The sequence below is a fragment of the Candidatus Symbiobacter mobilis CR genome (assembly GCF_000477435.1).
GTDB classification, from domain to species: Bacteria; Pseudomonadota; Gammaproteobacteria; order Burkholderiales; family Burkholderiaceae_C; genus Rhodoferax; species Rhodoferax mobilis.
Window position 1 is genome coordinate 2,980,906 of record NC_022576.1, and the last position, 10,935, is coordinate 2,991,840.

The window sequence follows — 10,935 nt, forward strand, 5'->3', positions numbered from 1 at the left end:
TCTTTGATTCATCAAGCAGATGCTGACGTATCGCCCACCCTCTATCGCCCATCTATCGCCGATATGGCGCAATTTGTCCGATAGCCTGTTCATGCCACCGCGCAGTACCGCCGCCAGCGGTTGCTGCCCTCAAAGCGCACAGCACCGCGCTCGATCAGCTCTTCCATGGCGCGTTTCACCTGCTTCGGGTGAATTTCGCCGCCGATGCGCTGGTGGATTTCGCTGCAGAGCACGCCCAGGTTGGTGAGGGACTGCCCTTGTGCGAGTTGATAGTGATCAAGCAGTTCGTCATCAGACTTTTCTTTGACTGAAGTCTTGACGCGGTCCGACTTGCGCCGAACGGTGTCGGGTAGGTCTGCCGGGATGTGTTGATCGGCGGGCGGCGCGTTTTGACCATCCTCTATGCCCAGCAGCAGACGACCGCCCGTTGCATTAGCAAAAGCAATGCAATCCTTGGCGATTTCGTTCCAGTCTGCCGTCTTGCCGGTTATCGCCCGCAAGGACTTCTGGTCCAGGAGTTGGCCTTCCAGGCTCACGCGATCCTTTCCCCCACTGGATTCATTCCAGATAGTCCATGAGGCGCACCTTCGGTGCTGTTTGCGTGCATGTGGCGCATTGGTTGCCATTTTTGCTCTGCAAACCCTAATGGACTATCTGGGTTAAATTTTTGTCTTGAATTCGGGGCCCACTTTACTGTGTCGCTATCAGAGAAAAAAAGCCCCAACTGAGAACAGTTGGGGCTTCCATAGTGGTGGAGCTGGCGGGAATCGAACCCGCGTCCGCGAGCCTTTGCCGAGCAGGTCTACATGTGTAGTGGTCTGATTTGGATCTTGCGCCAGGGAACGCGCAGCCACACGCTTTCCCCATTGCCAGCACCCTGTTTTCTTGCGCCACACCAAGGTGCCCGGTGCAGTGCCAGCCAATGTGAATGCCCCCGCAGCCGGGAGCCACGAACCGGTTGGTCAGTGGCCCCTTGCCCAGCCCATTGGCGAGCTGTTGCAGGGCTCGCTAGCGATTAAGCAGCGAGTGCGAAACGTTCGTCGTTTGCAGTTGGTTTTTTGAATCCGTTTTACGAGGTAATTCGACTCGACATGCACCACAACGATCCCGAACCCACGTCGAAACCAGTGCAGCCCCAGAAAAACTATTCTAGTCTTGGGGCGTTCGGTGGGTAATCATTGTGTTGCCACTGTCGTCAACCAAGTCAACAGGCAGTTTTGCAATGCCGACGGTGTATCAACCACGCCGTGCGCGCCCCAGCCGTCGCAGGCTGCGGGGTCGGCGGTGTAGCCGTAGCGAACGGCCACGGCTTGCATCGACGCAGCGCGGGCGGCAACGATGTCGCGTTCTTCGTCCCCCACGTATACGCACGCTTGCGGCGGGATGCCCAGGCGGCGCGCTGCTTCGAGCAACGGGGCCGGGTGCGGCTTGGCGTTGGCGGTGCTATCGCCGTCGATGACCACTGCCGCTGTGGCAGCCAGTGGCACTGACACCAGTAGGGGGGCGGCGAAGCGATGGGGTTTGTTGGTGACGATGCCCCACGGCACTCCCCGCTCCCGCAGGGTGTCGATCAGCGCGGGGATGCCGGGGAAAGGGCAGGGGTGATCCGCCAAGCAGGTGGCATAGATGTCGAGAAATTCCGTGCATAGCGCGGGGAATGCAGGGTCTTCGGCCACCATGCCGAAGGCCACGTGCAGCAACCCCGCAGAACCCCGCCCAGCCACCGGGCGGTAGTCGTCGATGGGCAGAGGGGGCAACCCCCGGCGCGCGCGCAACATATTGCATGCACCGCCAAGGTCGAGCACGGTGTCGACCAGGGTACCGTCCAGATCGAACAGGACGGCCTGCACCGTCACCGAATCCCCCATGGGCAAAGAATTGCTCAAGAAGGCCGCCGTGCGGCCAGCAGGTAGTTGACGCTGAGGTCGTTGTTGCGCCAGTAGTGCTGGGTGATCGGGTTGTAGGAGATGCCCGCGCCCTCTTGCACGACAAGCCCGGCAGCACGGCACATCGCGCTCAGTTCGCTGGGGCGGATCAGCTTGCGGAACGAGTGCGTTCCCCGTGGGACGAGGCGCAACAGGTATTCCGCGCCGACGATGGCGAAGAGAAAGGATTTGGGGTTGCGGTTGATCGTCGAGAAAAAGACCCAGCCGCCGGGTTGGACCAGGGTTGCGCAGGCGTGGACGATGTCCCCCGGTTGGGGAACATGTTCGAGCATTTCCATGCACGTCACCACGTCATAGCTCGCCGGTTGTGCTTGGGTCAGCGCCTCCGCGCTGGTGTGCCGGTATTGCACACGCGGGGTGTGGGTATCGAGCGCATGCAGCTCTGCCACTTTCAGCGCTTCCATGCAGAGGTCGATGCCCGTTGCGTTGGCCCCGGCACGGGCCATGGCGTCCGTCAGGATGCCACCCCCGCAGCCTACGTCAAGCACCTGTTTGTCTGCCAGCGGGCATAGCCCTTCGATCCAGGCCAGGCGCAGCGGGTTGATTTGGTGCAAGGGGCGCAAGGCTCCGTCGGGATCCCACCAATGGTGGGCCATGTCGGCGAATTTGCGCAGCTCGGCGTCGTCGGCGTTGTGTGCGTTGTCCATGACGAATTCCCTCCAGGCAATGCGGTGGCATCTTCCTTCCGCGTAGGTCTCCCGCACAAGTGCATTGGCGGGTGGCGCGGGAATGTAGCACCCGCTTTTGCGTCGTGCTGGGCATTCACTTCCCAGGCTGCATCATCCACAATCCTGCTGCGCCCTGGCTTTCCCGGGCCGTTGCATCAGAAAGGAAGATTCATGTTGGAAGCCTACCGTACACATGTTGCCGAGCGCGCAGCGTTGGGAATTCCCCCCCTGCCGCTGACTGCGCAACAAACCCAGTCTCTCGTCGAACTGTTGCGTTCCCCCCCGGCGGGGGAAGAGTCGTTGCTGCTCGATTTGCTGGCGAACCGGGTTCCCCCTGGGGTGGACGAGGCAGCGCAGGTCAAGGCGGCCTTTCTAGCAGGTGTGGCGAAGGGTACGCAGCCTTGTCCTTGGATCGACCGTGTGCAGGCTACGCGCTGGTTGGGCACCATGCTTGGCGGCTACAACCTAGGCCCGCTGATCGATCTGCTTGATGACGAAGCCGTTGCGCCGGAGGCCGTGCGTGCGCTCGGCCACACCCTCCTCGTTTTTGACCAGTTCCGCGATGTGCAGGACAAAGCCACCCGTGGCAACCCCTATGCCCGCGCTGTGCTGGAAAACTGGGCCAATGCGGAGTGGTTCACCTCGCGCCCGGAAGTGCCCCGTAGCATGACGTTGACCATCTTCAAGGTGCCTGGGGAAACGAACACGGACGATCTTTCCCCTGCGCCGGATGCTTGGAGCAGACCGGACATCCCCCTGCACGCGCTGGCCATGCTCAAGCACCCGCGCGAAGGGATCGTGCCAGACGCAGAGGGCCAGCGCGGCCCCATTCGCCTGCTTGATAGCCTGCGCCAGCGCGGCGACCTCGTGGCCTACGTGGGCGATGTCGTCGGAACGGGGTCGAGCCGCAAGTCCGCCACGAACAGCGTGCTGTGGCACACCGGGCTGGATATTCCCTTCGTCCCGAATAAGCGCTACGGTGGGGTGTGCCTGGGTTCCCAAATCGCGCCGATCTTCTACAACACGATGGAAGACTCCGGCGCGTTGCCTATCGAATTGGACGTATCGGCATTGCACATGGGGGACACGGTCGAGCTACGGCCCTACGAAGGCAAGTTGCTGCGCGATGGCGCCGTCGTTGCGGAATTCCAGCTCAAGAGCGAAGTGCTGCTCGACGAAGTCCGCGCCGGGGGCCGGATTCCGCTGATCATCGGCAGGGCATTGACTGCCCGGGCGCGTGCAGCGTGCGGGCAGCCACCCAGCGAGGTATTTCGGCTGCCCCCTGCCGTGGCGTCGCAGGGACGGGGCTTCACGCTGGCGCAAAAGATCGTCGGGCGAGCGTGTGGGCTGCCTGCGGGGCAGGGCGTCGTTCCCGGCACCTACTGTGAGCCTGTGGTCAGCAGCGTCGGATCGCAAGACACTACAGGCCCGATGACGCGCGACGAGCTGAAGGATTTGGCCTGCCTGCGCTTTGGTGCCGATCTGGTGATGCAGTCTTTCTGCCACACTGCCGCGTACCCCAAGGCGGTCGATGTGCGCACGCACAAGGAATTGCCGGAGTTCATCTGCTCGCGCGGCGGGGTGGCGCTGCGGCCGGGCGACGGGATCATCCACAGTTGGCTCAACCGGATGCTGCTGCCCGATACGGTGGGCACGGGCGGGGATAGCCATACGCGTTTCCCCATCGGGATCAGCTTTCCCGCCGGTTCCGGGCTGGTGGCATTCGGCGCTGCGACGGGGATCATCCCGCTGGACATGCCGGAAAGCGTGCTCGTCCGCTTCCGGGGGACGATGCAGCCGGGGGTGACTTTGCGCGATCTCGTCAACGCGATTCCCTGGATGGCCTTGCGCCAAGGGCACCTCACCGTGGCCAAGCAGGGCAAGAAAAATGTGTTTTCCGGGCGCATCCTCGAAATCGAGGGGCTGCCGCATCTCAAGGTCGAACAGGCCTTCGAGTTGAGTGATGCCTCAGCGGAACGCAGCGCGGCGGGGTGTACGGTGCATCTGGACAAGGCACCCGTCATCGAATACCTGCGCAGCAACGTCGCCTTGCTGGAATGGCTGGTGGCCAGCGGGTATCAAGATGCCGCCACGTTGCGTCGGCGCAGCGACGCCATGCGTGCCTGGCTGGCGGACCCGCAGTTGTTGCGTGCCGACCCCGACGCCGAATATGCCTGCGTAATCGAGATCGACCTCGACGAGATTCGCGAGCCGATCGTCGCCTGCCCCAACGATCCTGACGATGTGCGAACCCTTTCCGATGTCGCAGGGGCGAAGATCGACGAGGTCTTTATTGGGTCGTGCATGACGAACATCGGGCACTTCCGCGCTGCGTCGCGCCTGCTCGACAACCAGCGCGATATTCCCGTGCGGCTGTGGGTCGTTCCCCCCACGCGGATGGACGCAGAACAGTTGTTGGAAGAAGGCCACTATGGCGTACTCGGCTGTGCCGGGGCGCGGATGGAAATTCCGGGGTGCAGCCTGTGCATGGGCAACCAGGCGCAGGTGCGCGAAGGGGCGACGGTGTTTTCCACCTCGACGCGCAATTTCCCTAACAGGATGGGCCGCAACAGCAATGTGTATCTGGGCAGTGCGGAACTTGCTGCGGTGTGTTCCCGCCTGGGGCGCATTCCCACGCGGGACGAGTATCTGGAGCAGATGCAGAAGCTCGAAGGCGCAAGCGCGCAGGTGTACCGCTACCTGAACTTTGACCAGGTTCCCCGCTACGCTGTGGTGCAAGAGTGAACCTGGTAGGCCCCTAGTGCAGAGCGAAGGGGGCTTTGGCGTGGTGCATTGCTCCCTGTTCGCTCCCTATAATCTTTGGCTTCGTTGCCGCAGCGGGTGTGGTGGTTTGCCAGGCTTGGATTTGCGGCGTGTTTTGTATGTTCTCGGGCGTCCATGCCCGAAATAGCGTTTTTGGAAACCCTTCACCGCATGACGACCATCCGCATCAAAGAGAACGAGCCTTTCGACGTCGCTCTGCGCCGTTTCAAGCGCACCATCGAAAAACTGGGTCTGCTCACCGACCTTCGCGCCCGGGAGTTTTACGAAAAGCCCACGGCAGAGCGCAAGCGCAAAAAGGCAGCGGCCGTCAAGCGCAATTACAAGCGGATTCGATCCATGCAATTGCCCAAAAAGCTCTATTGAGCTTCCCCTGGGAAGCCTCGTAGGGGCCGGGAGGCTTTGCGGGGTTTCGATCAGGGTTTCGGGTTTTCGTCGTCGACCGGCTGCCCTGGGTGGTACCGGTCGATTTTTCTTTGGATTCAGAGGAACACGCTCCATGTCGTTGAAAGAACGCATCCAGGAAGAGATGAAGGCGGCCATGCGCGCCAAGGACACAGCTCGGCTGGGCGCCATTCGCCTGTTGCTGGCTGCGATCAAGCAGAAAGAGGTGGACGAACGTGTGATGCTCGACGACGCAGCAATCATTGCGGTCGTCGACAAGCTGATCAAGCAGCGGCGCGATTCCGTTACCGCGTATCAGCAAGCGCAGCGCAGCGATTTGGCCGACAAGGAAGCGGCGGAAATCACCGTGCTCGAAGCCTATCTGCCCCAGCGTTGGAGCCGTGCGGAAGTCGAGGAAGCCGTCTCCCGCGTCGTTGCCGAAACAGCAGCCACGGGGCCTGGCGATATGGGCAAGGTGATGGCTGCCGTCAAGGCACAGTGCCAAGGCAAAGCCGATATGGCGGTCGTCTCGCAAGTGGTCAAGGCTGCCTTGGCTGCGCGGGGCGGGTGATCGCGCTCGCTCGTCGTTGCCTATTTGCCGATGCAAAACTGGGCAAAGATTGTTCCCAGCAAGTCGTCGGCGGTGAATTCGCCCGTGATGCTGCCTAGTGCGTCGTGCGCAAGGCGCAGTTCCTCGGCGGCGATGTCGAGGGTGTGGGTACCCAATTGGTGGTGCGCATGGTCCAGGTGGCGGTGAACGGCGTGTAGTGCGTCGATGTGGCGTTGCCGGGCAAGGTAGAGGCCCTCCGTGGCGCCTTGCCAGCCTGCCAAGCGCAGCAATTCCTTGCGCAGGGCGTCCAGCCCGCTGCCGGTTTTGGCCGAGAGGCGGATTCCCGCAACGTCCGAGGTGGTCGGCGCATTGGGTGAAACGGGTGCAAAGGGCGCAACGGGTGCAAGGTCGGCCTTGTTCCAGACATCGAGCACCTGGGTTCGGGTGCCGATATGTTGCGCAATAGCCTGCGCAAGGGTGTCTTCTTCGTTGCGGTAGTCGGCTTGGCCGCTGCGGCTGGCATCGTGCAGAAAGAGCACGACGTCTGCGTTGCGAATGGCCTCCCAGGTGCGGGCGATGCCGATGCGTTCCACCTCGCAGTCGCTGTTGCGTAGTCCGGCGGTGTCGCTAAGGTGCAGGGGCACGCCGTCGATGTGCAGGGTGCGTTCGATTCGGTCGCGTGTGGTGCCGGGTATGGCAGTGACGATCGCCAATTCTTGCCCGGCCAAGGTGTTGAGCAGCGTGGATTTGCCGACATTGGGCTGCCCGGCGATGACCACGTTTAGGCCATCGCGCAGCATGGCGCCTTGACGGCAGTGGTTCAGCACGGTATCGACATCGCGCAGTAGGGTTTGTATGCGTGCTGTAGCGTCGGCGCGGTGTATGGGGTCGATGTCCTCTTCGGGAAAGTCCAGCGTGGCCTCGACCAAGGTGCGCAGCGCGATCAGGCCGTCTTGCAGGCCGTGTACCTCTAGGGAGAAGGCGCCGCTGAGCGACCGCGAAGCGCTACGGGCCGCAGCCTGCGTGCTGGCGTCGATGAGGTCGGCAATCGACTCGGCCTGAACGAGGTCGATCTTGTCGTGCAAAAAGGCACGCAGGGTGAACTCGCCGGGCTGGGCGATGCGTAGCCGTGCCAGCACCGGGCTGCCATCGCTTCCTACAGTGGCTGCGGCTTCCAGGCAGCGTGCCAGCAGCATTTGCAGCACGATAGGCCCGCCGTGGGCTTGCAACTCCAGCACGTCTTCCCCCGTGAAGGAATGCGGAGCCGGGAAGAACAGCGCAATGCCATGATCAATGGCCTCGCCGTGAGTGTCCACGAAGGCGGTGTAGATGGCCTCACGGGGGGGAATAGGTCGCTTGCAAATGGCTTGCACCAACGGCAGCAGCCTTGTGCCACTGGCACGCACGATCCCCACTGCCGCCTTGGCTGGCGCCGTCGCAATGGCGACGATCGGGTCACCATGGCCAGACAGATTCGTGCGGGGCGAACGCATCATCCTAGGCTCAGAACTTGGGCAGGTGGAATTTGGGCGGCACCCCTAGGCGTGTGTTGATGATCCACTGCTGGGCGATCGATAGGATGTTGTTGGTCAGCCAGTACAGCACTAGTCCGGATGGGAAGAAAAAGAACATCACGCTAAAAGCCAACGGCATGATCCACATCAGCTTGGCTTGCATGGGGTCGGGAGGAATGGGGTTCAGCGCAGTTTGCAAAATCGTGGTGAGTGTCATCACGAAGGGCAGGATGTACCAGGGATCGGGCGCGGAAAGGTCGTGAATCCACCCCAGCCATGGGGCGCTGCGGATTTCCACGGTGGCCAGCAGTACCCAATACAGTGCGATGAACACCGGAATCTGGATCAGGATGGGCAGGCAGCCGCCCATGGGGTTGACCCGCTCTTCGCGGTAGATGCGCATCATTTCCTGTTGCATGCGCTGGGGGTCGTTTTGGTAGCGCTCGCGCAATTCCATGATGCGCGGGTTGACGGCCTTCATCTTGGCCATGCTGGCGTAGGCCTTGGCATTGAGCCAGTAAAAGGCAATCTTGAGCAGCACGACGAGTGCGACGATGGCCCATCCCCAATTCCCGGTCATTCCGTGTAGTTGCACCAGCAGCCAATAGAGAGGCTTAGCCAGGATCGTCAGCCAGCCATAGTCTTTGACAAGTTCCAGCCCAGGGGCGGTGGCTTCGAGGACGGTTTCTTCCTGCGGGCCGACGAACAGCCGTGCTTGCAGCGATTTGACGGCACCGGGTTCCAGCGTGCCCATCGGCGAGATCATCCCGACGGAATACAGGCCCGTATCGACCTTGCGGACGTAGTACTCGCGCTGGAGTCCTGCATCCAGCAGCCACGCGCTCGCAAAGTAGTGCTGCACCATCGCCACATAGCCGTTGTCGGCAGTCTTGTCGATGTCTGCGCTGTTGCTATCGATCTGGGAAAACTCGATCTTCTGGTACTTTTTGGCATCGGTGTAGACCGCCGGGCCAGTGAAGGTTGAGTAGAACGAAGACTCCCCGGCGGGTTTGCTGGCATCGCGCACGAGTTGCAGGTAGAGCTGTGGGGTACGCGCAGCGTCGCCATGGTTGATGACTTCGTGGCGCACGTCGATGACGTATCCGCTGCGTTGCAGGGTGTAGGTCTTGACCAACTGCACCCCCCCGATGACCGGGGATTCGAAGCGCAGTTCCAGCGTTGGGCCGCCGGAATGCAAGGCGGATTGCGGGGTGGTCAGCCGCATCAGCGCCTGGTGGGTGGGCAGTGCCTCGCCGCCCGCAGCCGAAATCAGCCCGGTTTGCGCCAGGTAGACCCGTTTGGGGTTGCGTTCCAGCAAGGTAAAGGGGCGGTTGGCGTCGATCAGGTCGCGGTGCTGGAGAAATTCGGCATGGACGAGCGTCCCCCCCGCAGTGTCGAAACCCAGCTTGAGCACATCCGTTGTCACCCACACCACTTCCCCTTGCGCGGGAGGGGGCGCAGCGGGGGTGATGGCACTACCGGTAGTAGTGGCTTGCGGAATGGGGGCCGACGTTGCAGATGCTGCACCCGGTGCCTGGGCCACGCTGGCTGGTGGAGTGGGGAAGAACGTGGCCTGCCTGCCGTGGTGCAGTTGCCAGCGGTCCCACAGCATCACGAGGGAAAAAACCAAAACCACCCACAGGGCGGTGCGGCGGAAATCATTCATGGGAGTTCTCGGTAGGCCATGCAGCAGAAATTGGCGAGGAAGAACGGCAGGGTGGCACCGGGTCGATTCCACCAGGATGCAAGGGGTTGCAGCGCAGAATTCGCCGTATCCCAAGCCAGCTTCCCCGAACGGCACCATGCCGTTCCAGCGCTGTGATCGCGTAGGCCGAACAAGTCGGCTCGAACCGGCAACTCGAACCCAGCCAGGGGCTGCAAAGCAATTGGTATAGACGAACGACAGAGACCAGCAGGCGAGTCATGAGGCTACGGCACGAGGGGGGCCACGGGAACGGCCACACGCTTGCGCCGTGCCAGATCGATCTTTGCTGCAGCCTTTGCAGCGAGTACGAACAATGCCTGTAACTCCTTGCGCGCTGTGCATCGAAGAGCCTGCGAAGTGGCGCTGGGGAACAGGGTGCGGTCGAATTCCCTGCGCAGGCGCACTACGCAAGCCCAAGCACCCAAAGCCAATGCAAAATCATCCCCGACGGAGTAAATCTGTCTGCGCAATGCATTGCGGGTGACGGCACGGCGCGCGCAACGTTTGGGCAGCACCACTCCGAGCAAATGCTCGAACAGTATTGCGTCTGGCGGGGTACCCGCCGGGGGGATGACCAAACCCGGTGTCGATGCCGGAATGCCGTGTACCACGAAATGCTGCGTCGCCGCCAGCACCTTGCCGTGTAGCACTGCCTGAAACTGTCGCTGGGCAGTGAGGTGTTTCACGCAAGGCATCAGATCGCAGCCAAGGCGCAGCGGCGGTTCGACAGGCGGCTCGAAGTCCACAGGCAGCCCCACAAGGCGGCCCAAAAGGTGGCCTGTAGTCGCAGCGTCAGACGGCGAGGCGTTTGCGCCCCTTGGCGCGCCGGGCGTTGATGACGGCGCGGCCAGAATGGGTGCGCATCCGAACCCGGAAACCATGCGTGCGTGCGCGGCGAATCTTGGAAGGTTGGTACGTGCGTTTCATGGGAATTCCTCAAGGGGCCGGGGCCAAAACAACAAAAAAAAGCAACCCCATCGGGGCTGCTTGACGTAAGGTAAAAGGGGAAAGAGGGGAATGAGCCGAAAAATTTTTGCGGGGAATCTGCGGGGGAATCTCAGGCGGTCAACGCAGCAGTCGTCGCTGCACAGACCGGCAGGCGGCACGTCTACAGGGCGCAGCGCAAAAAGAGCCCATGATTATCCTCAAAAACCCCCATCGTCATTTCGGGGCAACGATGGTTCCATTGCGAAAGCGCGGCGTATCCTGGCGAACTGGGTTTTGCCCACTGAGCGCTGATCGCGAATTCCGTCGCTCCTACAACGGGAGGGGAAGCGTTGCGCTGATTTCGGAGTGACGGCAGGTGTCCTCGGCGCCCGCTAAAAGGGGATCAAAAGGGGATCACATAGAATCTTTGGATGCTCTGGGCAACGATGGCACACGTTCG

Annotated in this window: 11 protein-coding genes and 1 other RNA gene; 3 read left to right on the forward strand and 9 right to left on the reverse strand. The window is 61.9% G+C overall.

Annotated features, from left to right (window positions below; all coding sequences use genetic code 11):
* Window positions 1-89 precede the first annotated feature (89 nt).
* From CENROD_RS13365 to ubiG, 4 genes are all read right to left on the reverse strand, one after another.
* Entirely contained in the window at window positions 90-536 is a 447-nt protein-coding gene (locus CENROD_RS13365) for an AlbA family DNA-binding domain-containing protein (RefSeq protein WP_022776689.1), read from the reverse strand.
* Between the two features lie 213 nt (window positions 537-749).
* Window positions 750-1,137: a transfer-messenger RNA gene (gene ssrA / locus CENROD_RS13370) on the reverse strand.
* A 38-nt stretch (window positions 1,138-1,175) separates the two neighbouring features.
* Window positions 1,176-1,886, reverse strand: coding sequence for an HAD family hydrolase (locus CENROD_RS12155; protein ID WP_238551786.1), 711 nt, complete (start codon window positions 1,884-1,886; stop codon window positions 1,176-1,178).
* On the reverse strand, window positions 1,883-2,593 hold the full coding sequence (gene ubiG, locus CENROD_RS12160) for a bifunctional 2-polyprenyl-6-hydroxyphenol methylase/3-demethylubiquinol 3-O-methyltransferase UbiG (protein ID WP_022776692.1): 711 nt from the start codon (window positions 2,591-2,593) through the stop codon (window positions 1,883-1,885). The genes CENROD_RS12155 and ubiG overlap by 4 nt, the downstream gene beginning before the upstream one ends.
* A gap of 192 nt (window positions 2,594-2,785) precedes the next feature.
* Between ubiG and acnB the strand changes: the two genes are divergently transcribed.
* The 3 genes from acnB (at window position 2,786) to CENROD_RS12175 (ending at window position 6,350) form a co-directional block, all read left to right on the forward strand.
* The gene (acnB, locus tag CENROD_RS12165) at window positions 2,786-5,359 is read left to right on the forward strand and encodes a bifunctional aconitate hydratase 2/2-methylisocitrate dehydratase (RefSeq protein WP_022776693.1); all 2,574 of its coding nucleotides are present in this window, start codon (window positions 2,786-2,788) and stop codon (window positions 5,357-5,359) included.
* A 189-nt stretch (window positions 5,360-5,548) separates the two neighbouring features.
* Window positions 5,549-5,761, forward strand: coding sequence for a 30S ribosomal protein S21 (gene rpsU, locus CENROD_RS12170; RefSeq protein WP_022776694.1), 213 nt, complete (start codon window positions 5,549-5,551; stop codon window positions 5,759-5,761).
* 133 nt (window positions 5,762-5,894) lie between these two features.
* A complete protein-coding gene (locus tag CENROD_RS12175; protein ID WP_022776695.1) occupies window positions 5,895-6,350 on the forward strand; it encodes a GatB/YqeY domain-containing protein in 456 nt (151 codons plus the stop codon).
* Between the two features lie 20 nt (window positions 6,351-6,370).
* Here the strand turns inward: CENROD_RS12175 and mnmE are convergent, their stop codons facing one another.
* The 5 genes from mnmE to rpmH form a co-directional block, all read right to left on the reverse strand.
* Window positions 6,371-7,825 carry a tRNA uridine-5-carboxymethylaminomethyl(34) synthesis GTPase MnmE gene (gene mnmE, locus CENROD_RS12180; RefSeq protein ID WP_238551787.1) on the reverse strand — a complete coding sequence of 485 codons (1,455 nt, stop codon included), beginning with the start codon at window positions 7,823-7,825 and terminating at the stop codon, window positions 6,371-6,373.
* A gap of 7 nt (window positions 7,826-7,832) precedes the next feature.
* On the reverse strand, window positions 7,833-9,509 hold the full coding sequence (gene yidC / locus CENROD_RS12185; protein ID WP_022776697.1) for a membrane protein insertase YidC: 1,677 nt from the start codon (window positions 9,507-9,509) through the stop codon (window positions 7,833-7,835).
* Complete coding sequence (gene yidD, locus CENROD_RS13375) at window positions 9,502-9,768, reverse strand: membrane protein insertion efficiency factor YidD (RefSeq protein WP_022776698.1); 267 nt, start codon at window positions 9,766-9,768, stop codon at window positions 9,502-9,504. Before yidD ends, yidC begins: the two co-directional genes overlap by 8 nt.
* Window positions 9,769-9,772: 4 nt before the next feature.
* A complete protein-coding gene (locus CENROD_RS12190) occupies window positions 9,773-10,234 on the reverse strand; it encodes a ribonuclease P protein component (RefSeq protein ID WP_081699967.1) in 462 nt (153 codons plus the stop codon).
* A gap of 106 nt (window positions 10,235-10,340) precedes the next feature.
* Window positions 10,341-10,475 (reverse strand): 50S ribosomal protein L34, encoded by a 135-nt coding sequence (gene rpmH, locus CENROD_RS12195; protein ID WP_022776700.1) that lies wholly within the window; start codon window positions 10,473-10,475, stop codon window positions 10,341-10,343.
* Window positions 10,476-10,935: the final 460 nt, after the last annotated feature.